The sequence below is a fragment of the Hydrogenophaga laconesensis genome (genome assembly GCF_031457235.1).
Classification (GTDB): Bacteria; Pseudomonadota; Gammaproteobacteria; order Burkholderiales; family Burkholderiaceae_C; genus Hydrogenophaga; species Hydrogenophaga laconesensis.
This window is the reverse complement of record NZ_JAVDWE010000005.1, coordinates 219,970-242,886: the sequence shown is the minus strand read 5'-3', so window position 1 is coordinate 242,886 and position 22,917 is coordinate 219,970. Positions and strand designations below refer to the sequence as shown.

The following is a 22,917-nucleotide window of genomic DNA, read 5'->3' as shown; positions in this document are numbered from 1 at the left end:
TCCTGGGCGGTTATCGGTGGGAAGACACGGATCGAGGAAAGGGGGTCAGGGGGCGAAGAGGGTCCGGCTTCGCCGGCCCGAGACGCCGTCCCCTGGGGGAAGACGCCGCAGGCGGCGCAGGGGGCATTTCAAACCCGGTTGAAATCGAAGGCGGCCTTGTCGCCCTTGCCGTACACCTTCAGCGCGCCCTTTTCGCCCACGGCGTTGGGGCGGATGAAGATCCAGTTCTGCCAGGCGGTGAGGCGGCCGAAGATGCGGGTGAGCATGTTTTCCTTCTGCGCGAAACGCAGGTTGGCCTCCAGGCCGGTGAGCGCATCGGGCGACATGGCAGCGCGCTCCTCCAGCGCGATGCGCACTTCGTCGGCCCAGTCAATGTCGTCGGGCGAGGCCGTCACCAGGCCCAGTGCCAGTGCGGCGTCGGCATCCAGTGCCTTGCCAATGGCGCCACGCGCGGCTTCCATCGGTTGCTCTTCTTCATAGAAGCGGCGCTGCAGGCGCGACTGGCCGTTGACCATGGGCAGGAAGCCGAAGTTGAACTCGCCGAGCTGGAGCCTGGGCGCGGCATCGGCGTCGTCGGGCAGGGCCAGCATGTAGGCGCGGTCGGCGCAGAAAGCGAGTTCGGCCAACGAACCGGCGAAACAGGAACCGGATTCGATCAGCGCGAAGAGGCTGCGCGAGGACACATCCAGGCGGGCAAAGGTGCGGCGCATCAGGCCCAGGGTCTCGCGCACGAACCAGTGATCCTTGTGGGCAAGCATCAGCGCATCGCTGGCGAGTACAGCGGCGGCATCGCCTTCGGTCTTGAGCAACCAGGTGCCCATGTCGAGTTCGTTGGTGCGCAGGCACAGGATGGCATCGTCCAGCTCGCGCGCCATCTGCAGCGGCCACCAGGCGGCACCGGCGGCCTCGATGCCGGCGATGTCGGTCGGCTGCGCGCCGGTGGGGGCCTTCACGGTCAGGGTGACGTTGCGCCTGGCACGGTCGATCGCCACGCTCACATACTGGTAGCTGATGCCGTCGGCGCTGTCGGTGCGCTCAACGCGCGGCAGCGTCACGCCCTTGCCGGCGGCGGGACGGTCGCTCTTCGCGGCCAGCGCGGCGGCGCGTTCCTTCACATGGTCGGCGAACTTCTGCGGCTTGGCGATGGAGTCGACCAGGCGCCAGTCCACGGCCTTCTGGCCACGCACGCCTTCGCTGGTGGTGCAGAAGATGTCGGCCAGGTCGTGGCGCACGTGACGCTTGTCGGTGACGCGGGTCAGGCCGCCGGTGCCGGGCAGCACGCCGAGCAGCGGCACTTCGGGCAGCGAGACGGCAGAGGAACGGTCATCGACCAGCACGATCTCGTCGCAGGCCAGGGCCAGCTCGTAGCCGCCGCCAGCGCAGGCGCCATTGAGCGCGGCGACGAACTTCAGGCCGCTGTGCTTCGACGAGTCTTCGATGCCATTGCGGGTTTCGTTGGTGAACTTGCAGAAGTTCACTTTCCAGGCGTGGCTGGAGAGACCCAGCATGAAGATGTTGGCGCCCGAGCAGAACACGCGGTCCTTGCCGCTGGTGACGACCACGGTGCGCACTTCGGGGTGCTCGAAGCGCACGCGGTTGAGGGCGTCGTGCAGTTCGATGTCCACGCCCAGGTCGTAGCTGTTGAGCTTGAGCTTGTAGCCGGGGCGGATGCCGCCGTCTTCGTTGATGTCCACCGCCAGCGTGGCAATCTCGCCGTCGAAGGACAGCTTCCAGTGGCGGTACTGGCTGGGTTCGGTGCGGTAGTCGACGGCGGGGGGCGTTGCGGTAGCGCTCATGGGATGTCTCCGGCAATGTCTGGGGCGATAGCAGGTCCGCAGGAAGCTGCGGCGGGATCAGGCCCGACGACCTGCACTCAAACGCTGGTCCGAACCTGGTGATGTGAATAATAATTCACAAATCCAAAAGCGTCAATGCACTTTCATGCATGTTTTTCTTCGAGGCCGATGGCCTCGCGCACCTGGGCACGCAGCGCCTGGAACGCGTCTTCGAGGTTGTAGGCGCTGGTGTCGAAGCTCATGTCGGCCTTTGAATAGAAGGCAGAGCGGCCGGCGAGGATGCGCTTGAGGTCTTCCATGGCCTCACGGCTTGCGGCCATGGGGCGCATGTCGCCCTGCGCGGCCACGCGGCCCATGTGGTCGGCCGGATCGGCCTGCAGCCACACGGTGGTGCAGTGGGAGAGCAGCAGGTTGAAGTTGGCCGCGTCGGACACGAGGCCGCCGGGCGTGGCGATCACCACCTCCGGGTAGATCTGGATCGCCTCTTCCAGCGCGCGGCGCTCGTAGCGGCGGTAGGCCGGCGTGCCGTACAGGGAATGGATCTCGTTGATGCTGCAGCCGGCGAACTTCTCGATCTCACGACTGAGTTCGATGAAGGCGAAGCCGAGGTCGTCGGCCAGGCGCTGGCCCAGCGTGGACTTGCCGGCGCCGCGCAGGCCGATGAGCGCGATGCGCGCCTTGCGCCCCGGGTCGCCGCCCGCCGCGGCGCCACCGCCGAGCAGACCGCCGATGGCGATGCGCGCGCGCCGCAGGTCGGCCTCGTTGCGTTTCTCCAGCAACTCCCGGATCAGCAGCCATTCAGGTGAGCTTGTGCTCACATCACCGATCAGCTCGGCCAGCGAACATTGCAGGGCCTGCGCCACCTGCAGCAGCACCAGAATGGAGGCGTTGCCGGTGCCGTATTCCAGATTCGCCAGGTGGCGTTCGGACACGTCGGCCGCGATGGCCACAGCCTTGCGCGTCATGCCGCGGCGTGAGCGCAAGGTGCGCACGCGTTCGCCCAGGGCCACCAGGAACGGGTGGCGCGGCTCCTCTTCCGCGCCGTGCTGCCGGGCCTCTGCGGGGGCCGTTGCGCCGCTGTCGACGTCCATGATGTGCCTGACCTTTCTGTGGAGCGGCTGGCAGTGAAAACCCTTTGGGGGCTTGCCAAGCGCCAAAACATGCACTTTAATGCACAATCTGCAAAACGCAAGATAGTGCATTTATAGCGCCATTCGCCCCCCGCAACCAGTGCGGGGGACCCGACCCACCCCGAGAGACAAGCCATGACGACCTCCCCCCTGCTTCCCAATCACCTCGGCGGCCAATGGCAGACCGGCAATGGCGCGGGCACACCGCTGTTCGATCCGGTGCTGGGCACCGAGCTCGCCCGCGTGAGCAGTGCCGGCCTGGACCTCGCCGCCGGTTTCGCCTTCGCGCGCGAACAGGGCGGCAAGGCACTGCGCGCGCTCAGCTACGGCGAACGCGCCGCCCTGCTGGCCGCCATCGTCAAGGTGCTGCAGGCGAACCGCGACGCGTACTACGAGATCGCCACCGCCAACGCCGGCACCACCACCAAGGACTCCGCGGTCGACATCGACGGCGGCATCTTCACGCTCGGCTACTACGCCAAACAGGGCGAGGCCCTGGGCAGCGCCCGCGCGCTGCTCGACGGCGAGCGCATCCGCATGGGCAAGGACCCGGTGTTCCAGACGCAGCACATCCTGCAACCCACGCACGGCGTGGCCTTGTTCATCAACGCCTTCAACTTCCCGAGCTGGGGCCTGTGGGAGAAAGCCGCGCCGGCCCTGCTCTCTGGCGTGCCGGTGATCGTCAAGCCGGCCACCGCCACCGCCTGGCTCACGCAGCGCATGGTCAAGGACGTGATCGACGCCAACATCCTGCCGCCGGGCGCGCTGTCCGTGGTCTGCGGCTCGTCGGCCGGGCTGATGGACCAGCTGCAGCCGTTCGACGTGGTCTCGTTCACCGGTTCCGCAGAGACCGCACGCATCATCCGCAGCCACCCTGCGGTCGCCGAGCGTTCGGTGCGCTGCAACATCGAGGCCGACAGCCTCAACAGCGCCCTGCTCGACCCGGCGGCGACCGCCGACGGCGAGGCCTTCAACCTGCTTGTGAGCGAGGTGGTGCGCGAGATGACGGTGAAGTCGGGGCAGAAATGCACCGCGATCCGCCGCGTGTTCGTGCCGCGCGCGCTGTACGACGCCGCCGCCCAGGCCATTGGCGCCAGGCTCGCGAAGACCAGCGTCGGCAACCCGCGCAACGAGTCCGTGCGCATGGGCTCGCTGGTGAGCGCGGAGCAGAAAACCAGCGTGCTCGAAGGCATCGCGACGCTGCGCGCCGAAGCCGAGGTACTGTTCGACGGCAGCAGCGCGGCCCTGGTGGATGCCGACGCTGCGGTGGCCGCCTGCGTGGCACCCACGCTGCTCGGTTCGCGCGAACCCGCCAAGGCGAAGGTGCTGCACGAGGTCGAGGTGTTCGGCCCCGTGGCCACGCTCATGGCCTACGACAGCATCGGGCAGGCCTACGAACTCATCCGCCGCGGCGAAGGTTCGCTGGTGTGCTCCGTCTACAGCACCGACCCGGCCTTCACCGCCAGCGCCGCGCTGGAGCTGGGCTCGGCCCACGGCCGCGTGCATGCCATCTCGCCCGATGTGGCGGCCAGCCAGACCGGCCACGGCAACGTGATGCCCATGTCGCTGCACGGTGGCCCCGGCCGCGCGGGCGGTGGCGAAGAGCTGGGCGGCTTGCGCGCGCTGGGCTTCTACCACCGCCGCAGTGCGGTCCAGGCCAGCAGCGCAGCGCTGGACGTCCTGGCCGCCTCGGCGGTAGCCTTGAAATTCTGAGACAGCACCCGCGACCCCACGAGGAGACAAACCCATGGACACCCCCGTCGCTCCGCCCCCCGAGCGCTTCAACTTCGCCCGCCACCTGCTGGAACTCAATGCGGGCCGCGAAGGGCGCACGGCCCTCATCGACGACCAGGGCACGCTGACCTACGTCCAGCTGGGCGACCAGGTGCGGCGCTTTTCCGCCGCGCTGACCGCGCTCGGCCTGCGCCGCGAGGAACGCGTGCTGCTGCTGATGCACGACAGCAGCGACTGGGTGGTGGCTTTCCTCGGTGCGCTGCACGCGGGCGTGGTGCCCGTGGCGGTGAACACCCTGCTGACCGCGCAGGACTACGCGTACATGATGTCCAACAGCCGTGCCCAGGCCGCGCTGGTGTCGGCCGCGCTGCTGCCCACGCTGCAGACCGCGCTGGACAAGCTCACCGCCCAGGGCGGGCACGAGGTGAAGCACATCATCGCCTCGCGATCCACCAATGCCCTGCCCGACGGCGTGCACCACTTCACCACGCTGGTGGGCAGCCACGCGCCCGCCGCCGAGGCGGCCGACACACACGGCGACGAGCCGGCATTCTGGCTTTACTCGTCGGGCTCCACCGGCGCGCCCAAGGGCACAGTCCACACCCAGGCCAACCTCTACTGGACCGCCGAGCTCTATGGCAGGAACGTGCTCGGGCTGCGCGAGGACGACGTGGTGTTCTCCGCCGCCAAGCTCTTCTTTGCCTACGGCCTGGGCAACGCGCTGAGCTTCCCGCTCAGCGTGGGCGCCAGCGTGGTGTTGATGGCCGAGCGCCCCACGCCGCAGGCCTGCTTCAAGCGCTTCACCGAGCTCAAGCCCACGGTCTTCTATGGTGCGCCCACCGGCTACGGCGGCATGCTGGCCAGTGCCGATCTGCCGAAAAGGAACCAGGTCGCCCTGCGCCTGTGCTCATCGGCCGGCGAGGCCCTGCCGCAGGACATCGGCCAGCGCTGGACCGACCACTTCGGTGTCGAGATCATCGATGGCATCGGTTCCACCGAAATGCTGCACGTGTTCCTCTCGAACCGGCCCGGTGACGTGCGTTACGGCACCACCGGAAAACCGGTGCCGGGCTACGAGATCGAACTGCGCGGCGAGGATGGCCAGCCCGTGGCCGATGGCGAGATCGGCGATCTGTACATCAAGGGCCCGAGTGCGGCGCTGATGTACTGGAACAACCGGGGCAAGAGCCGCGACACCTTCCAGGGGGACTGGACCAAGGCCGGCGACAAGTACACACGCGACGCCGACGGCTACTGCACCTATGCCGGCCGCAACGACGACATGCTCAAGGTCAGCGGCATCTACGTGAGCCCGTTCGAAGTGGAGGCCACGCTCGTGCAGCACCCCGCCGTGCTGGAAGCCGCCGTGATCGGCAAGACCGACGCCGACGGCCTGACCAAGACGAAGGCCTTCGTGGTGCTCAAGGCCGGCGCGCAGGCCACGGACACCGAACTGCAGGCCTTCGTGAAGGAGAAGCTCGCGCCCTACAAATACCCGCGCTTCATCGAGTTCCTGCCCGAGCTGCCGAAGACGGCGACGGGCAAGATCCAGCGCTTCCGGTTGCGGGAGCGTGAGGCGGGCTGAGCCCGTTCGCCCCAAGAAAAAGCCGGCAGATGCCGGCTTTTTCTTGGGTGACAAGACCTCAGGTGTCCTTCGAAATCTTGATCGACGGGAACTTGCTCGAGAAATCCTTGGCCTTCGCCGCAATCTTGATCGCCACCTGACGTGCCACGCCCTTGTAGAGATTGGCAATCTCGCCCTCGGGGTCGGCCACCACGGTGGGCATGCCGCTGTCGGCCTGCACACGGATGCTCATGTTCAACGGCAGGGCGCCGAGGTAGTCCATGCCGTATTCGGCCGCCATGTTCTTGCCGCCGTCGGCCCCGAAGATGTGCTCGACGTGACCACACTTCTCGCACACGTGCACGGCCATGTTCTCCACGATGCCGAGGATGGGCACGCCCACCTTCTCGAACATCTTGATGCCCTTGCGCGCATCGAGCAGGGCAATGTCCTGCGGGGTGGTGACGATCACGGCACCGGTCAACGGCACGCGCTGGCTCAGGGTGAGCTGGATGTCGCCGGTGCCCGGCGGCATGTCGACGATCAGGTAATCGAGGTCGGACCAGTTGGTCTGGCGCAGCAACTGCTCCAGCGCCTGTGTGGCCATCGGGCCGCGCCAGATCATGGCTTCATCACGGTCGATCAGGAAGCCGATGGAGATCACCTGCACGCCGTAGTTCTCCAGCGGATCCATGGTCTTGCCATCCGAGCTTTCGGGCCTGCCTTCCACACCCATCATCATGGGCTGGCTCGGGCCGTAGATGTCGGCATCCAGAATGCCGACCTTCGCACCTTCGGCTGCCAGGGCCAACGCAAGGTTGACGGCCGTGGTGCTTTTGCCCACACCGCCCTTGCCCGAGGCCACGGCAATGATGTTCTTCACATTGGGCATCAGCTGCACGCCGCGCTGCACCGCATGGGCAATGATCCTCGTGGTCATGTTGACCGACACGTTGTCCACGCCAGCCACTGTGCGGGCAGCGGCGATCAGCGCACGGCGCAGGGCAGGCAGCTGGCTTTTGGCCGGGTAGCCCATTTCCACGTCGAAAGACACGTCACCCCCGGCCACCTGAAGGTTCTTCACCGCTTTCGTGGAGACGAAATCCTTGCCGGTGTTCGGGTCGGTAACGGCTTGCAGCGCGGTCAGCAGCGCCTGGGAATCAACGGCCATGGGCAACGGTCTCCTGGAGAGGTGGGGGGGGTATCGGTGTTATGGGGCATGAGGGCCTGGGGAAGTCTAACGTCCTGCCCGGGGCAAGGGCATACACACAGACGGCATGAGGGCATCGGCCCGTAAAATCGCGGGTTCCCCGTCAGAAAGCCCTTTTCACCATGAGCCAGCAGCGACGCCTGTTCGTCACCACCGCCCTGCCCTACGCCAACGGCCATTTCCACATCGGCCACATCATGGAATACATCCAGGCCGACATCTGGGTGCGGTTCCAGCGCATGCAGGGGCACGAGGTGAACTTCGTCTGCGCCGACGACGCCCATGGCGCGCCGATCATGATCGCCGCCGACAAGGCCGGCAAGACACCGCAGCAGTTCGTGGCCGACATCGCCGCCGGCCGCAAGCCCTACCTGGACGGCTTCCACATCGGTTTCGACAACTGGCACAGCACCGACGGCCCGGAAAACCACGTGCTGGCGCAGGACGTGTACCGCGCGCTCAAGGCCAGCGGCCTGATCGAGACACGCACCATCGAGCAGTTCTTCGATCCCGAGAAGAACATGTTCCTGCCCGACCGCTTCATCAAGGGCGAGTGCCCCAACTGCCACGCCAAGGACCAGTACGGCGACAACTGCGAGGTCTGCAGCAAGGTCTACAGCCCCACCGACCTGATCAACCCGTATTCCGCGCTCTCGGGTGCCAAGCCGGTGTTGAAGAACTCCGAGCATTTCTTCTTCAGGCTCTCCGACCCGCGCTGCATCGAATTCCTCAAGGCATGGACCACCAGCGGCGCGGTGCAACCCGAGGTGCTGAACAAGATCACCGAGTGGATCGCGCCGGGCGAGGACGGCAGGCCGAAGATGGGCGACTGGGACATCAGCCGCGACGCGCCCTACTTCGGGATCGAGATCCCGGACGCGCCCGGCAAGTACTTCTACGTCTGGCTGGATGCGCCGGTGGGCTACCTCGCCTCGCTGAAGAACCTGTTCGACAAGACCGGCCGCGACTTCGACGCCTTCATGGCGGATCCGGCGACCGAGCAGTACCACTTCATCGGCAAGGACATCATCACCTTCCACACGCTGTTCTGGCCCGCGATGCTGAAGTTCAGTGGCCGCAAGGTGCCCAACGCGGTGTTCGTGCATGGTTTCCTCACCATCAACAACGGCGAGAAGATGAGCAAGAGCCGGGGCACCGGCCTGGACCCGCTGAAGTACCTGAACCTGGGCATGAACCCGGAATGGCTGCGCTACTACCTGGCCGCCAAGCTGAGTTCACGCAACGAGGACGTGGACTTCAACGCCGAGGATTTCATGCTGCGGGTCAACAGCGACCTCGTGGGCAAGTTCGTGAATATCGTCTCGCGCTCGGCGGGTTTCATCACCAAGCGCTTCAACGGCGAGCTCACACACGCGTTCGACCCGCAGGGCGCGACCCTGCTGAACGACATCCGTGGCGCAGCTCAAGGCATCGCCGCCCTCTACAACGACCGCGAATACGGCAAGGCGATGCGCGAGATCATGGCGCTGGCCGATCGCGTGAACGCCTACGTCGACCAGCACAAGCCCTGGGACCTGGCCAAGGACAGCGCCAACAGCGAGCAGCTGCACCAGGTGTGCTCGGTGCTCGTCAACGCCTTCACGGCGCTGGCGCGCTACCTCGCGCCGGTGCTGCCAGATCTCGCGCAACGTGTGCAGGAACTGACCGGTGCCGATCTGAAGACCTGGTCGGACAGCGCCGACGTCGCGCGCATACAGCCCTATCAGCACCTCATGCAACGCGTGGACGTGAAGCAGCTCGACGCGCTCTTCGAGCCACCACCGGCGCCCGTGCAGGCCGTCGAGGTGCCGGGTGGAGAGCCCATCGCCGACACCATCTCCATTGACGACTTCGCGAAGATCGATCTGCGCATTGCGCAGATCGTCAACTGCGAACCCGTCGAAGGATCGACCAAGCTGCTGCGCCTCACGCTGGACGTGGGCGAAGGCCGCACGCGCAACGTCTTCAGCGGTATCGCCAGCGCCTACAAGCCCGAAGACCTGGTGGGCAAACTCACCGTGGTGGTGGCCAACCTCGCGCCGCGCAAGATGAAGTTCGGCGTCAGCGAAGGGATGGTGCTCGCCGCCAGCCACGCCGACGAGAAGGCGCAACCCGGCATCCACGTGCTCAACCCATGGCCCGGCGCCACGCCTGGCATGCGGGTGCGCTGAACGGTCCCGCCGTGTTCAAGCCGATCCGGGGCTTCACCAGTCTGCAGCGCACGCCGCAGACCGATCTGAAGCTCGGCTCGGTGCTGGCCTTCGTGGCCGGCGCGGCCAATGCGGGCGGTTTTCTGGCCGTGGGCCAGTACACCTCGCACATGACGGGCATCGTCTCCTCGGTGGCCGACCACCTGGTGCTGGGCGAATTCACGCTGGCGCTGGCCGGCATCGGATCGGTGCTGGCCTTCCTGCTCGGCGCCATGACCACGGCCTGGCTGGTGAACTGGGGCATGCGCCGGGAGCTGCGCAGTGCCTATGGTCTGCCGCTGGTGCTGGAAGCTGTGGCGCTGCTGGTGTTCGGTCTGTTCGGCGCCGCCATCGGGTTCATGACACCGGTGTTCCTGCCGCTCACCGTCGTGCTGCTGTGCTTCATCATGGGCCTGCAGAACGCGGTGATCACCAAGATTTCGCGCGCCACGATCCGCACCACCCATGTCACGGGCCTGGTGACCGATCTTGGTATCGAGCTGGGCAAGCTGCTGTATGTGAATCGGGCGGAAGAGGCCACGCCCGTGCGCGCCAATAGAGGCCGGCTGCGCGTGCATGGCCAGCTCATCATCTGCTTCTTCGTGGGCGGACTTGCCGGGGCACTGGGCTTCAAGTACATGGGCTTCATCAGCACCGTGCCGCTGGCCCTGATGCTCCTGCTCCTGGTGATGCGACCGGCGCTCGACGACTGGCAGCGGCTTCGCCCGACTTGAGGCCGGGGATGATCAGCGCCCGCGGTCCAGATCCGGATCGCGCGTGGACATCGTGGAGATCACGCGCAGGTCGCTGTCGAACACGACCGTGAACACCTTGGACTCCCCCACACCGGGGCTTTCGAAGTAGCGCCAGTCGTAGTGCGTCTCGCGCTTGAGCGGGTACGTGGTGATCTTCATGGGCTTGCCCAGCATCCGGCGCACGGTCTCCATCGGCATGCCGGCCTGGACCTGGGCGAAAGTGCGCGGATTGAGCACCTGGCGCAGCGCAGCCATCTTGCCGTCGGGGCCGATGGTGATCATGTAGTTGGTGTGCCCTGCCGGCTGGCGGTTGTATTCGTAGATCTGGGCGCCATCCTCGCCGTCCCAGACCGCTTCAGGAGCCCCGAAGCGCTCACGCACGTCAGCCTCGGTCGACACGCCCTCCTCCAGCTCGCTGATGTTCTGGGGGTCACAGGCCGAGAGCAGGCCCACCAGACCCAGCAAGGCCAGCAGCCCTGGCACGGTGCGCCATTTCTTGTCCATTGCGGATCGCATGTCGGTTCCTTGTCCCGGATGAAGGAGAGACCAGTCTAAACGGCGCCCAGACCCGCGCTGGACGAAGATCGGGGCACGAACGGTACCCAAAGGTAACATCGGTCCATGTCCCGAGGCCTGCCCCCCCTTGCGCCATTCCGCCCGCGCCTGCTCGATGCGATGCAGGACTACAGCCGCGACAAGCTGGCGCGCGACGTGGGTGCCGGCGCCACGGTGGGTATCGTGGCCCTGCCACTGGCCATGGCATTCGCCATCGCCAGTGGCCTCAAGCCCGAGGCCGGCCTGTGGACCGCCATCATCGCGGGCTTCCTGATCTCCGCGCTGGGCGGCACCTCGATGCAGATCGGCGGCCCGGCAGGCGCCTTCATCGTGATCGTCTACGGCATCGTCGAGCGCTACGGCGTGCCCAACCTGCTGATTGCCACCGCCAGCGCGGGCGTGCTGCTGTTACTGCTCGGGCTGTTCCGCCTGGGCACGCTGGTGCGTTACGTGCCCGTCAGCGTGGTGATCGGCTTCACCAACGGCATCGCGGTACTGATCGCCATGTCGCAGGTGCGCGACCTGCTGGGGCTGGAGATCGAGAAGATGCCGGGCAGCTTCTTCGGCCAGCTCAAGGCCATGCTCCAGCACATCGACAGCTTCAATCCCTTTGCCTTCGCGCTGGGCGGCCTGTGCGTGCTGGGGCTGTTCGTCTGGCCGCGTCTGTGGGCAGTGGATTTCCAGTTCCGCCGCCGGATCGAGAAATTGGACCGGGTGAGCGCGCTCAAGGCCACGTCGCGCCTTCCCGGGCCGGTGGTGGCCCTGGTGACGCTCACGTTGCTGGCGTGGGCGCTGAGCCTGCCGGTGGAGACGATCGGTACGCGCTTTGGCGGCATCCCCCAGGGCACACCGGCTTTCGACCTCCCCGACTTCTCATGGGAGACCGTTCGCCTGCTGGTCACGCCCACATTGACCATCGCCCTGCTCGGCGCCATCGAGTCGCTGCTGTGCGCGCGCGTGGCCGACCAGCTCGGCGACGCGCCCAAGCACGACCCCAACCAGGAGCTGATGGCCCAGGGCATTGCCAACACCGTGGTGCCCTTCTTCGGTGGCATGCCCGCCACCGGCACCATCGCGCGCACGGTCACCAACATCCGCTCGGGCGCGGCCTCGCCGGTGGCGGGCATGGTGCATGCGCTCACGCTGGCCGCCGTGGTGCTGATCGCCGCGCCGCTGGCGTACCACATTCCGCTGGCGGTGCTGGCCGGGGTGCTGCTGTTCGTGGCATGGAACATGGGCGAATGGCGGGAATTCGCGCGCCTGCGGCAGTTCAGCAACCACTACCGGTTGATGATACTGTCCACGTTCTTCGTCACCATCATCTTCGACCTCACCGTGGCGGTGGAGCTCGGCCTGGTGCTGGCGGTGGTCCTGTTCGTGCGCCGTCAGAGCGAGATTTTCCGCGCCGAGCCGATCGCCCGCACCGAGCAGCAGGCCACCTACAGGCTCTATGGCTCCCTGTTCTTCGGCGCCGTGGCAAAAATCGATCCCATCGTGGCCGATGTGGAGCGCTCCCCCCACCCGATCAACGTCATGCTGGACGCCAGCCACATGATCTCGCTCGACACCACCGGCCTGGACGCACTGGAACAGCTGCACAAGGCGGTGCACAAACGCGGCGGACACCTGGGCATCGTGGGGCTGCATGCCCAGCCGCGCTCGCTCATCGAGCGTTCCGGCTTCGCGCAGCGGCTGCACACCTGCCAATGAACCTCTGAGGGCGGCCTGCGGGACGCCCGGTAAAATCGGCCACTTTCCCTCCGCGCACCCAACGAGCCCACCATGTCCTTCTTCCGCCGCCCCGACTACCAGTCCGACACGACGCAGTTCATCGAACAGCTCAAGGCCGCCAGGCCGGGACTGGAGCAGTCGCAGCGCCAGGGCCGTGCCCTGCTCTGGGACAAGCAGATCGACCGCGAATTCCAGGCCAGGGCCGAGGCCGCCCGCGTGCCGCAGCAGCCCTACGTCTACCAGACCGGCTCCGACCACGCCTGACCACCGCCGGCAAAGGCTCTCCCATGAGCGACCCACACACGCTCAACGAGGCGCCACAGGGCCTGGATGAGGTTCTGCCGTCGGTGGTGGACCACGTCGCCCTGGCGCGGCTGTATGGCGAACCGCTGTTCACCATGCCGCGCGACCTGTACATCCCGCCGGACGCTCTGCAGATCTTCCTCGAGGCCTTCGAAGGCCCGCTCGACCTGCTGCTCTACCTGATCCGCAAGCAGAACTTCAACATCCTCGACATTCCCATGGCGGCGGTGACGCGCCAGTACCTGACCTATGTCGACGAAATCCGCGCCAGCAACCTGGAACTGGCCGCCGAGTACCTGCTGATGGCGGCCATGCTGATCGAGATCAAGTCGCGCATGCTGCTCCCGCCCAAGAAAACGGCCGAGGGCGAAGAACCCGAAGATCCGCGTGCCGAACTGGTGCGCCGCCTGCTCGAGTACGAACAGATGAAGCTGGCCGCGCACCGGCTGGCCGACAGCCCGCAGTACGGGCGCGATTTCATCCGTGCCCAGGTGTACGTGGAGCAGGCGCTGGCGCCGCGCTTTCCCGACGTGAGCGCGATCGACCTGCAGAGCGCCTGGCGCGACATCCTCAAGCGCGCCAAGCTGGTTCAACACCACAAGATCAGCCGCGAGGAGCTCTCGGTGCGCGAACACATGAGCATCGTGCTGCGCCACCTGCAGGGCCGCAAATTCGTCGAATTCGGCGACCTGTTCGACCCTTCGCTGGGCGCGCCGGTCCTGGTCGTCACTTTCATCGCCATGCTCGAACTGGCGAAGGAAACGCTGATCGAACTGACCCAGGCGGAGGCATTTGCCCCGATCTACGTCCGCCTCGCCTACACCCCGGCATGATGGGGCGCGGCCTGGCGCCGACACACTTCCTCTCTCTCCGCCCATGACCAGTCCACACCGTTTCGACGTCCTCATCATCGGCAGCGGCCTGGCCGGTCTCACGGCCGCCCTGCACCTGGCCCACAGCCACCGTGTGGCGGTCATCACCAAGCGCGCACTCAGTGACGGTTCCAGCAACTGGGCCCAGGGCGGCATCGCGGCCGTGCTGGGTGAAGGCGACAGCGTGGCATCCCACATCGAGGACACGCTGGTGGCCGGTGCGGGGCTGTGCGACCTGGAGGCCACGCAGTTCACCGTGGAAAACGCGCCCGCGGCCATCGCCTGGCTGCAGGAACTCGGCGTACCGTTCTCTCAGGAGGCCGGCGAACTGCATCTCACGCGCGAGGGCGGCCACAGCCACCGGCGCGTGGCCCATGTGGCGGACGCCACCGGCGCGGCCGTGCAGGCCACACTGATCGAACGCGTGCGTGCCACGCCCGAGATCCAGCTGTTCGAACACCACATGCTGGTCGACCTCATCACCGACCGGCAGCTGCCTGGCGCGGGCACCGAGCCGCGCTGCTTCGGCGCCTACGTGCTCGACACCGAGCGCGACGAGGTCATCACTTTCAACGCCACGCACACGGTGCTCGCCACAGGCGGCGCCGGGAAGGTGTACCTCTACACCACCAACCCCGACACCGCCACGGGCGATGGCATCGCTGCCGCCTGGCGCGCGGGCTGCCAGGTGGGCAACATGGAATTCATCCAGTTCCACCCCACCTGCCTGTACCACCCACACGCCAAGAGCTTCCTGATCACCGAGGCTGTCCGAGGTGAAGGAGGTCTTCTCAAGCTGCCACCCCACCTGGGCGGCCACCGCTTCATGCCCGACCACGACCCGCGCGCCGAACTCGCTCCGCGCGACGTGGTGGCCCGGGCGATCGATTTCGAGATGAAGAAGCATGGCCTGGACTGCGTGCACCTGGACATCTCGCACCAGCCCCCCGAATTCCTGCGCGAGCATTTCCCCAACATCCTGGCGCGGTGCGCGGAGCTGGGCATCGACATCACGCGCGAGCCCATTCCGGTGGTGCCGGCGGCGCACTACACCTGCGGTGGCGTGGTGACCGATCTCGCCGGCCGCACCGACATTGCTGGCCTGTACGCGGTGGGTGAAACCACCTGCACCGGACTGCACGGTGCCAATCGGCTCGCCAGCAACTCGCTGGTGGAGTGCATGGTGTTCGCCCAGGGCGCGGTGAACGCGATCCGCGCCGCGCCCGGCGTGGGCCCGACGCCCGCCGCACCGCAGTGGGACGACAGCCGCGTGACCGACGCCGATGAGCACGTCGTGATCTCGCACAACTGGGACGAGCTGCGCCGCTCCATGTGGGACTACGTGGGTATCGTGCGCACCAACAAGCGCCTGGAGCGCGCGGCGCACCGCATCGCGTTGCTGCAGTCCGAAATCCAGGAGTTCTATTCGCAGTTCCAGGTCACGCGCGACCTGCTCGAGCTGCGCAACCTGGTGCAGGTGGCCGACCTGATCGTGCAATCGGCCATGCGGCGCCACGAAAGCCGCGGCCTGCACTTCAGCCGCGATTACCCCGGGCTGCTGCCCGAGGCGAGGCCGACCATTCTGATGCCGCGGGCCCGGTAGAGGAGGTTCAGGCGGCGCCGATGTTGGGCACGAGAGCGCCTGCATCGTGCCCCGATTTCATGGCCGCCGTGAAGGCGAGCATGCGGTCGATCGGCCGGCGCGCCAGCGGGATCAGCGCCGGATCGACGTGGATCTCGTTCAGGCCTTTCTCCAGAATCTGCGCCACACCCGCGAGGCCGTTCATCGCCATCCAGGGGCAGTGCGCGCAGCTCTTGCAGGTGGCGCTGTTGCCGGCCGTCGGGGCTTCGATGAACACCTTGCCCGGGTTCTGCTGCCGAAGCATGTGCATCATGCCGTTGTCGGTGGCCACGATGAACTCGGACGCATCCAGCGTGCGCGCGGCGTGCAGGATGGCGGAGGTGGAACCCACGGCATCGGCCAGGGCGATCACGTCCGCCGGGCTTTCCGGGTGCACCAGCACCTTGGCCTTGGGATGTTCCTTTTTCAAGGCTTCCAGCTCGAAGGCCTTGAACTCATCGTGCACGATGCACGAGCCGGTCCACATCACCATGTCGGCCCCGGTCTCGCGCTGGATGTAGGCACCCAGATGCTTGTCGGGCGCCCACAGAATCTTGTGGCCCTTGTCCTTGAGCGCGCGCACGATGTCGAGCGCGCAGCTGGAGGTGACCAGCCAGTCCGAACGTGCCTTCACGGCCGCACTGGTGTTGGCGTATACCACCACGGTGCGGTCCGGATGGGCATCGCAGAAGGCATTGAATTCGTCGATCGGACAGCCGAGGTCGAGCGAGCAGTTCGCGTCGAGGTCCGGCATGAGCACGGTCTTCTCGGGGCTCAGGATCTTGGCGGTCTCGCCCATGAAGCGCACCCCTGAGACCACCAGCGTGGTCGCGGCGTGGTCGCGGCCAAAACGCGCCATTTCCAGCGAATCGCTCACGATGCCGCCGGTCTCGATGGCCAGATCCTGCAGATCGGGATGTACGTAGTAGTGCGACACCATCACGGCATTGCGCTCCTTGAGCAACTGCCGGATGCGCTCCTTGAGCGCGGCGCGCTGCTTCGGACCGGGTTCCACCGGGACGCGCGCCCAGGCATGCTGCGTCGGGCAGGCCGGCTGTTCGTATTCCACGTCGATGACAGCGGTGTCGTCTGGGGTGTTCATGGGGTCGTCGTGTCTGGAGTTTCCGGCCGCTCAGAGCGTCTGGAAGCGCATGGAAAAATCGGTGGCCTTGACGTCCTTGGTGAGGCCGCCAATGGAGATGCGGTCGACGCCGGTTTCTGCAAGAGCCCGCACGGTGTCCAGGTTCACGCCACCCGAAATCTCGAGCACGGCGCGGCCAGCGTTGCGCCGCACCGCCGCGTTGAGCGTGGGAATGTCCATGTTGTCGAGAAGCACCATGGTCGCGCCGCAGGCCAGTGCCTCGTCGAGCTGGGTCAGCGTCTCCACCTCGATCTCGACGAACCGCGCATCGGGTGCCTGCTCGCGCACGCGCTGCAGCACCTGGGCCACGCCGCCTGCCGCGGCAATGTGGTTTTCCTTGATGAGCACCGCGTCGTACAGGCCGATGCGGTGGTTCACGCCGCCACCGATCTTCACCGCGTACTTCTGCGCCAGGCGAAGCCCGGGCAAGGTTTTTCGCGTGTCCACGATCTGCGCCCGCGTGCCGGCCACCGCCTCCACGAAAGTGGCCGTCTTGGTGGCCACGGCCGATAGCAGCTGCAGGAAATTGAGCGCGGTACGTTCTGCTGTGAGCAGGGCCTGGGCACGTCCTTCGATACTGAGCACGGTCTGTTCGGCCGCGCACCGCTGCCCCTCCCCGACATACCATGACAGGACCGCCTGGGGGTCGAGCGCGTGCACAGCGGCCTCCACCCAGGGCGTGCCGCAGATCACGGCGGCCTCGCGCGCCAGGATGCGGGCCCTCGCAGGCCGCTCGGCATCCACCAGAGAGGCGGTCAGGTCACCACCGGCCACGTCTTCGGCCAGCGCCAGCGCGACATCGCGCCGCGCCAGTTCCTGCACGTCGGCCAGGGTGAATTCAGAGAGGTGTTTCATGGGGCGCAAGCATAGCGGTTTGGACTATAGTGCCCGATTCTCACCCACCCCCAACCCCTGCGGGATTCCCACATGAGCACCCCCACCAACTCCACGCCCATGGCCACGCCCTACGGCACCTTGCCTGCAGCGTCGCCCCTGCCCCAGCGCAAGCCGGTCAGCCTGCCCCGGCTGAATGAAATGCGCGAGCGCGGCGAAAAGATCACGATGCTCACCGCCTACGACGCCACATTTGCCGCGGTGGCCGATGCCGCTGGCGTGGAGTGCATCCTGGTCGGCGACTCGCTGGGCATGGTGTGCCAGGGACTTGCCAGCACCGCCGGCGTGACCCTCGAAACCATGGCCTACCACGTGGAAAGTGTGGCGCGCGGCCTGCGCCGCGTGCAGGGCACGGCCTGGCTGCTGGGCGACCTGCCCTTCGGCAGCTACCACGAATCCAAGGAGCAGGCCATGCGCAGCGCAGCGCAGCTGGTGCACGCTGGTGCCCACATGATCAAGCTGGAAGGTGGCGGATGGACCGCCGAGACCACGCGTTTTCTCGTGGAACGCGGGATTCCTGTGTGTGCGCATCTCGGTCTCACGCCACAGACGGTGCATGCGCTGGGCGGCTACCGCGTGCAAGGCCGCGGCGACGCGGCCGCGCTCACGCTCAAGCGGCACGCGCTCGAACTGCAGGATGCCGGCGCCACCATGCTGGTGCTCGAAATGGTGCCGGCCGCGCTGTCCGCCGAGATCACCGCGCAACTGCCGCATTGCCACACCATCGGCATCGGCGCCGGCAAGGGCACGGCGGGCCAGGTGCTGGTGATGCACGACATGCTCGGCGTCAACCTGGGCAAGAACCCCAAGTTCGTCCGCAATTTCATGGAAGGCGCAAGCAGCGTGCGGGACGCGATGGCGGCTTACGTGGCCGCGGTGAAGGACGGCAGCTTCCCCGACGACAGCCTTCACGCCTGGTAGGACAATCCTCCCGCAGCGCCTGCGGTGCTCTCCATGGGGAAGCGCAGGCGGCCTCCCGGCGCCCTTTGAAAAGACACCCTCATGAAACTCGTTCACACCATCGAAGAGTTGCGCGACACGCTGCGCCCTTTCAACTCGCCCGCCCTGGTGCCCACCATGGGCAATCTGCACGCAGGACATCTGGATCTGGTGCGCGCGGCGAAGCCGCTGGGCGACGTCACCGTGGCGAGCATCTTCGTCAACCGCCTGCAGTTCGCGCCCCACGAAGACTTCGACACCTACCCCCGCACCCTGCAGGCCGACTGCGACAAACTCACCGCCGAAGGCTGCGACGTGGTGTTCGCACCTTCCGAGAAGGAGCTGTATCCCGAGCCCCAGGGCTTCAAGGTGCAGCCGCCCGCCGATCTGGCTGACATTCTGGAGGGCCACTTCCGCCCGGGCTTCTTCACGGGTGTCTGCACCGTGGTCATGAAGCTGTTCCAGTGTGTGCTGACCCAGGCGAAGGGCCCGCGTTATGCGCTGTTCGGGCAGAAAGACTACCAGCAGCAGATGGTGATTCGCCGCATGGTTCAACAGTTCGCCCTGCCCGTGAACATCGTCAGCGTGCCCACACAGCGCGCCGCCGATGGACTGGCGCTGAGTTCTCGCAACGGCTACCTGAGCGAAACCGAGCGCACCGAGGCCGTGCAGCTGTCACTGGCGCTGCGCGCGCTCGGACGCGACGCCATGGCCGCGGCCGATGGTCTGGTGCGTCACCTGCCCAACCTGGAAGAGCGTGCCATGCAGGGCCTGGCCGCACGCGGCTGGCAACCCGACTACCTCACCGTCCGCCGCCGTGCCGACCTGCAGGTACCGCAGGCCGGCGACCCGCTGGTGGTGCTGGGCGCCGCGCGCCTGGGCAAGACACGGCTGATCGACAACTTCGAGATCTGACCCCGGAAAAACGCGCCATGCTGCAACTGCGCCCCAACTGCGAGTGCTGCGACCGGGACCTGCCCAACGAAACCACCGACGCGCGCATCTGCACCTTCGAGTGCACGTTCTGCAGCGATTGTGCGGAAACGCGGCTGCACAACACCTGCCCCAACTGCGGCGGTGAACTGGTGCGCCGCCCCCGGCGGCCGGCTGCGGCCCTGACCCGCCATCCCGCCTCGACGGAACGCGTGCTCAAACCCGAGGGCTGCGCGCCAGCGGTGGCCTGAAAGGCCGGCTAGAGCCCCTCGTCCTTGGGATCGCGTGCCATGAGTGCGGCCACCGCCTGCGCTGGTCGCAGCCGCCCTTCGAGCAAGGCCACCACGGCTTCGCTGATCGGCATGTCCAGACCCAGCAGGCGTGCTCGCTGAACCACGGTGCGGGCGCTGTACACACCCTCGGCAACGTGGCCGAGCGAGTCCACCGCCTCGCTCAGGTTCATCCCCTTCGCCAGCAATTGCCCGACCCGGCGGTTGCGCGAGAGGTCACCCGTGGCGGTGAGCACCAGATCGCCCAGCCCCGAGAGACCCATGAAGGTATCGGCCCGCGCTCCCAGGGCGACCCCCAGGCGCGTCATCTCGGCCAGGCCGCGCGTCACCAGCGCAGCCCGGGCATTCAGCCCGAGGTCCAGGCCATCGCACAAGCCAGTGGCGATGGCCAGCAGGTTCTTGACGGCCCCACCCACCTCCACACCGACGATGTCGTCGTTGGCGTAGATGCGGAGCATCGGGCTGTGGAAAGCCGCGACCAGCATGTCGCGCACGCTGGCGTGTTCGCTCGCGGCGACCAGCGCCGTCGGGCGGCCTTTCGCCACTTCCTGTGCAAAGCTGGGACCACTGAGCACGCCGGCCTTGAGGCGCGGTGCCACCTGGGCCCGGACTTCGTGGCCCAGCAGCCCGTGCATGGATTCGCCACCTTGTGGCGCTTCGAAGCCCTTGCAAAGCCATGCCACGGGCGTGGGGTGGGCCGCCAGCGTCTGGAGCATCCCGCGCAGGCCCGACATGGGCGTACCGATGACGATCAGGTCGGCCTGGTTCAGAAACGGGGCAGACGCATCCAGGGCCCCATCGGCAACACTGATCGCGGGCGGCAAGGTCACACCCGGCAGGTAACGGCGGTTTTCACGCCCGGTGCGCATGTCTTCCGCCTGTTGCGCATCGCGCGCCCAGAGCGTGACCTGGCGGAATTCACCGTCCTGCGCGGCCGCGCCGACGGCCAGTGCGGTGCCCCAGGCGCCCGCTCCGAGCACGACGATGTTCATGGAATACCCCCCCGCGAGAGGGATTACTGTGTGACGATGCGCGGGGCGTCGTCGGCGGCCTGGGCCTGTTGCTGCTCGTACATGGCCTGGAAGTTGATCTCGGCCAGGTGCACGGGCGGGAAACCAGCGCGCTGGACCAGATCGGCCACGTTGCTGCGCAGGTAGGGGTACACGATCTGTGGGCAGGCGATGCCCATGATCGGGCCCATCTGCTCCTGCGGCAGGTTGCGGATCTCGAAGATGCCGGCCTGCTTGGCCTCGACCAGGAACACGGTGCGGTCCTTGATCTTGGTCGTCACGGTGGCAGTGACGCTGACTTCGTACACGCCATCGGCCACCGGGCTGGCTTCCACCCCAAGCTGGATGTCCACCGTGGGCTGCTCCTGTTCGAGCAGGATGGCCGGCGAATTGGGCTGCTCCAGCGAAGCCTCCTTGAGGTAGACGCGCTGGATCTGGAAGATGGGTTCCTGGTTTTCTGCCATGGTGGTGTCTCGAAAGAAGCGAAGGAGAAAAAACGAACCCGCCGGGGAATCGAAGTCCCTGCGGCGGGCACAGCCGTGGATTATGTCAGCCCGGCAGGGCGGGTCGTGACTCAGGCCTGGAGCATCGGTACCAGGCCGCCACGTCCATCGAGCGCATGCAGGTCGTCGCAGCCACCCACATGGGTATCGCCGATGAAGATCTGTGGCACGCTGGTGCGCCCTGTGAGCTGCGTCATCTGAGCGCGCAACTCGGGCTTGCCGTCCACGAACACCTCTTCCAGGTCGACCACCCCACGCCGGTCGAGCAAAGCCCGGGCCCGGCTGCAATAGGGGCAGTACGCACTGGTGAACATCTTGACCTTGGCCATGCGGAGAATCCTGTCGATCCGTTGGAACAAGGGAAATGATCAGGCTTTTTCCACCGGGAGGTTGGCGGTGCGCCAGGCACCCATGCCACCCGTCAGGGCATGTGCGTTTTCGTAGCCCAGCTTCTTGGCGATGGCCACGCCGCGGTTGGCCGTTGCACCATTGGCACAGACCATGATCACGGGAACGGCCTTGTTCTTGACGGCGCCAGGCAGCTTGGCTTCCAGATCGGCCAGCGGAATGTTCTTGGCGCCGATCACATGGCCGGAACCAAAGCCGGCCGCGTCCCGCACATCCACCACCACCGCCTTGTCGCGATTCATCAGTTGCACAGCCTGCGCCGCGTTGACGGAGCCTGCACGCCCCCCCGCAGAAGCCAGCGGCCAGAGCAGGAAGGCCCCGGACGTGATAGCCACTGCAATCAAAACCCAGTTTTCGATAAAGAAACTCACAGATACACCTTTCGAGTAAGCCCGGGATTTTAGAATGTCTGGTTGCGCCGCGCCGATCCTGTTCGGCATCGCATGCCCGATCGGGCCCGGTTGTCCGGCTCGCGGGTTGACCGCTCCATCCCCATCCGCCCATCAACGCACCGCTTGCCCATGTACAAACTCGTCCTGATTCGCCATGGCGAATCCACCTGGAACCTGGAAAACCGATTCACCGGCTGGACCGACGTGGACCTCACGCCCACGGGCCTGGAACAGGCGAAGAACGCTGGTCGGCTGCTCAGGGCCGAGGGTTACGACTTCGATCTGGCCTATACCAGCGTGCTCAAGCGCGCCACCCGCACGCTGTGGCACGCGCTGGACGAAATGGACCGCACCTGGCTGCCCGTGGTGCACAGCTGGCGCCTGAACGAGCGCCACTATGGTGCATTGCAAGGTCTGAACAAGGCCGACATGGCCAAGCAATACGGCGACGAGCAGGTGCTGGTCTGGCGCCGCAGCTACGACACACCGCCTCCGGCGCTGGAGCCCAGCGACCCGCGCAGCGAGCGCAAGGACCGTCGCTACGACCGCCTCAAGCCGGAAGAAATCCCACTCACCGAGTGCCTCAAGGATACCGTGGCACGCGTCTTGCCGTTCTGGAACGAAGCCATGGCGCCGGCGATCAAGGCCGGCAAGCGGGTGGTGGTCGCGGCGCACGGCAACAGCATCCGCGCCCTGGTGAAGTACCTGGACGGCATTTCCGACAACGACATCGTCGGCGTGAATATCCCGAACGGGATCCCGCTGGTCTACGAACTCGACGCGGATCTCAAGCCGATCCGGCACTACTACCTGGGTGACGCCGAAGTGGCAGCGAAGGCTGCTGCGGCCGTGGCCGCGCAGGGCAAGGCCTGAAACCGGCGATCCGTCACGCAACCCTCTGGAATACCAGGGGTTCGCAAAGGGAACCGAAGCATTCCGCCCTGCTC

Annotated in this window: 22 protein-coding genes; 12 read left to right on the top strand and 10 right to left on the bottom strand. The window is 66.5% G+C overall.

What is annotated here, in order from left to right:
• Positions 1-128 precede the first annotated feature (128 nt).
• Both boxC and J2X09_RS11455 read right to left on the bottom strand, forming a co-directional pair.
• Positions 129-1,796, bottom strand: a complete 1,668-nt coding sequence (gene boxC, locus J2X09_RS11460; protein WP_204733552.1) for a 2,3-epoxybenzoyl-CoA dihydrolase — start codon at positions 1,794-1,796, stop codon at positions 129-131.
• Positions 1,797-1,939: 143 nt separating this feature from the next.
• A complete protein-coding gene (locus J2X09_RS11455) occupies positions 1,940-2,887 on the bottom strand; it encodes a helix-turn-helix transcriptional regulator (RefSeq protein ID WP_204733551.1) in 948 nt (315 codons plus the stop codon).
• Positions 2,888-3,061: 174 nt separating this feature from the next.
• Here J2X09_RS11455 and J2X09_RS11450 point away from each other — a divergent pair, with 174 nt between their 5' ends.
• The gene (locus J2X09_RS11450; protein WP_204733550.1) at positions 3,062-4,639 is read left to right on the top strand and encodes a 3,4-dehydroadipyl-CoA semialdehyde dehydrogenase; all 1,578 of its coding nucleotides are present in this window, start codon (positions 3,062-3,064) and stop codon (positions 4,637-4,639) included.
• A 34-nt stretch (positions 4,640-4,673) separates the two neighbouring features.
• Positions 4,674-6,245, top strand: coding sequence for a benzoate-CoA ligase family protein (locus J2X09_RS11445; RefSeq protein ID WP_204733549.1), 1,572 nt, complete (start codon positions 4,674-4,676; stop codon positions 6,243-6,245).
• Positions 6,246-6,303: 58 nt separating this feature from the next.
• On the opposite strand, the gene apbC is transcribed toward J2X09_RS11445, so the two are convergent.
• Positions 6,304-7,395: an iron-sulfur cluster carrier protein ApbC gene (apbC, locus tag J2X09_RS11440; protein WP_204733548.1), complete on the bottom strand. Its 1,092-nt coding sequence runs from the start codon at positions 7,393-7,395 to the stop codon at positions 6,304-6,306.
• Between the two features lie 161 nt (positions 7,396-7,556).
• Here apbC and metG point away from each other — a divergent pair, with 161 nt between their 5' ends.
• Positions 7,557-9,605 carry a methionine--tRNA ligase gene (gene metG, locus J2X09_RS11435; RefSeq protein ID WP_204733547.1) on the top strand — a complete coding sequence of 683 codons (2,049 nt, stop codon included), beginning with the start codon at positions 7,557-7,559 and terminating at the stop codon, positions 9,603-9,605.
• Positions 9,569-10,357 (top strand): YoaK family protein, encoded by a 789-nt coding sequence (locus J2X09_RS11430; RefSeq protein ID WP_204733546.1) that lies wholly within the window; start codon positions 9,569-9,571, stop codon positions 10,355-10,357. The genes metG and J2X09_RS11430 overlap by 37 nt, the downstream gene beginning before the upstream one ends.
• Before the next feature lie 12 nt (positions 10,358-10,369).
• On the opposite strand, the gene bamE is transcribed toward J2X09_RS11430, so the two are convergent.
• Positions 10,370-10,894 (bottom strand): outer membrane protein assembly factor BamE domain-containing protein, encoded by a 525-nt coding sequence (gene bamE / locus J2X09_RS11425; protein ID WP_374726496.1) that lies wholly within the window; start codon positions 10,892-10,894, stop codon positions 10,370-10,372.
• A gap of 105 nt (positions 10,895-10,999) precedes the next feature.
• Between bamE and J2X09_RS11420 the strand changes: the two genes are divergently transcribed.
• The 4 genes from J2X09_RS11420 (at position 11,000) to nadB (ending at position 15,442) form a co-directional block, all read left to right on the top strand.
• Positions 11,000-12,643 (top strand): SulP family inorganic anion transporter, encoded by a 1,644-nt coding sequence (locus tag J2X09_RS11420; protein WP_204733545.1) that lies wholly within the window; start codon positions 11,000-11,002, stop codon positions 12,641-12,643.
• Between the two features lie 72 nt (positions 12,644-12,715).
• A complete protein-coding gene (locus J2X09_RS11415) occupies positions 12,716-12,928 on the top strand; it encodes a DUF3460 family protein (protein ID WP_204733544.1) in 213 nt (70 codons plus the stop codon).
• 23 nt (positions 12,929-12,951) lie between these two features.
• Positions 12,952-13,800, top strand: a complete 849-nt coding sequence (locus tag J2X09_RS11410) for a segregation and condensation protein A (protein ID WP_204733543.1) — start codon at positions 12,952-12,954, stop codon at positions 13,798-13,800.
• A gap of 43 nt (positions 13,801-13,843) precedes the next feature.
• Positions 13,844-15,442 carry an L-aspartate oxidase gene (nadB, locus tag J2X09_RS11405; RefSeq protein WP_204733542.1) on the top strand — a complete coding sequence of 533 codons (1,599 nt, stop codon included), beginning with the start codon at positions 13,844-13,846 and terminating at the stop codon, positions 15,440-15,442.
• Positions 15,443-15,449: 7 nt separating this feature from the next.
• Here the strand turns inward: nadB and nadA are convergent, their stop codons facing one another.
• Positions 15,450-16,562, bottom strand: a complete 1,113-nt coding sequence (gene nadA / locus J2X09_RS11400; protein ID WP_204733541.1) for a quinolinate synthase NadA — start codon at positions 16,560-16,562, stop codon at positions 15,450-15,452.
• A gap of 30 nt (positions 16,563-16,592) precedes the next feature.
• On the bottom strand, positions 16,593-17,456 hold the full coding sequence (gene nadC, locus J2X09_RS11395; protein WP_204733540.1) for a carboxylating nicotinate-nucleotide diphosphorylase: 864 nt from the start codon (positions 17,454-17,456) through the stop codon (positions 16,593-16,595).
• 72 nt (positions 17,457-17,528) lie between these two features.
• On the opposite strand from nadC, the gene panB reads away from it, so the two are divergent.
• The 3 genes from panB (at position 17,529) to J2X09_RS11380 (ending at position 19,618) form a co-directional block, all read left to right on the top strand.
• Positions 17,529-18,416, top strand: a complete 888-nt coding sequence (gene panB / locus J2X09_RS11390) for a 3-methyl-2-oxobutanoate hydroxymethyltransferase (RefSeq protein ID WP_510184452.1) — start codon at positions 17,529-17,531, stop codon at positions 18,414-18,416.
• 81 nt (positions 18,417-18,497) lie between these two features.
• Complete coding sequence (gene panC, locus J2X09_RS11385) at positions 18,498-19,349, top strand: pantoate--beta-alanine ligase (RefSeq protein WP_204733539.1); 852 nt, start codon at positions 18,498-18,500, stop codon at positions 19,347-19,349.
• A gap of 17 nt (positions 19,350-19,366) precedes the next feature.
• Positions 19,367-19,618, top strand: coding sequence for a DUF1272 domain-containing protein (locus J2X09_RS11380; protein ID WP_204733538.1), 252 nt, complete (start codon positions 19,367-19,369; stop codon positions 19,616-19,618).
• An 8-nt stretch (positions 19,619-19,626) separates the two neighbouring features.
• Here the strand turns inward: J2X09_RS11380 and J2X09_RS11375 are convergent, their stop codons facing one another.
• The 4 genes from J2X09_RS11375 to J2X09_RS11360 form a co-directional block, all read right to left on the bottom strand.
• Positions 19,627-20,649: an NAD(P)H-dependent glycerol-3-phosphate dehydrogenase gene (locus J2X09_RS11375; protein WP_204733537.1), complete on the bottom strand. Its 1,023-nt coding sequence runs from the start codon at positions 20,647-20,649 to the stop codon at positions 19,627-19,629.
• A gap of 23 nt (positions 20,650-20,672) precedes the next feature.
• Positions 20,673-21,131 carry a protein-export chaperone SecB gene (gene secB, locus J2X09_RS11370; RefSeq protein WP_204733536.1) on the bottom strand — a complete coding sequence of 153 codons (459 nt, stop codon included), beginning with the start codon at positions 21,129-21,131 and terminating at the stop codon, positions 20,673-20,675.
• Positions 21,132-21,241: 110 nt separating this feature from the next.
• Complete coding sequence (grxC, locus tag J2X09_RS11365; RefSeq protein ID WP_204733535.1) at positions 21,242-21,499, bottom strand: glutaredoxin 3; 258 nt, start codon at positions 21,497-21,499, stop codon at positions 21,242-21,244.
• A 39-nt stretch (positions 21,500-21,538) separates the two neighbouring features.
• Complete coding sequence (locus J2X09_RS11360; RefSeq protein ID WP_204733534.1) at positions 21,539-21,949, bottom strand: rhodanese-like domain-containing protein; 411 nt, start codon at positions 21,947-21,949, stop codon at positions 21,539-21,541.
• Positions 21,950-22,099: 150 nt separating this feature from the next.
• Here J2X09_RS11360 and gpmA point away from each other — a divergent pair, with 150 nt between their 5' ends.
• Positions 22,100-22,843 carry a 2,3-diphosphoglycerate-dependent phosphoglycerate mutase gene (gpmA, locus tag J2X09_RS11355; RefSeq protein ID WP_204733533.1) on the top strand — a complete coding sequence of 248 codons (744 nt, stop codon included), beginning with the start codon at positions 22,100-22,102 and terminating at the stop codon, positions 22,841-22,843.
• Positions 22,844-22,917: the final 74 nt, after the last annotated feature.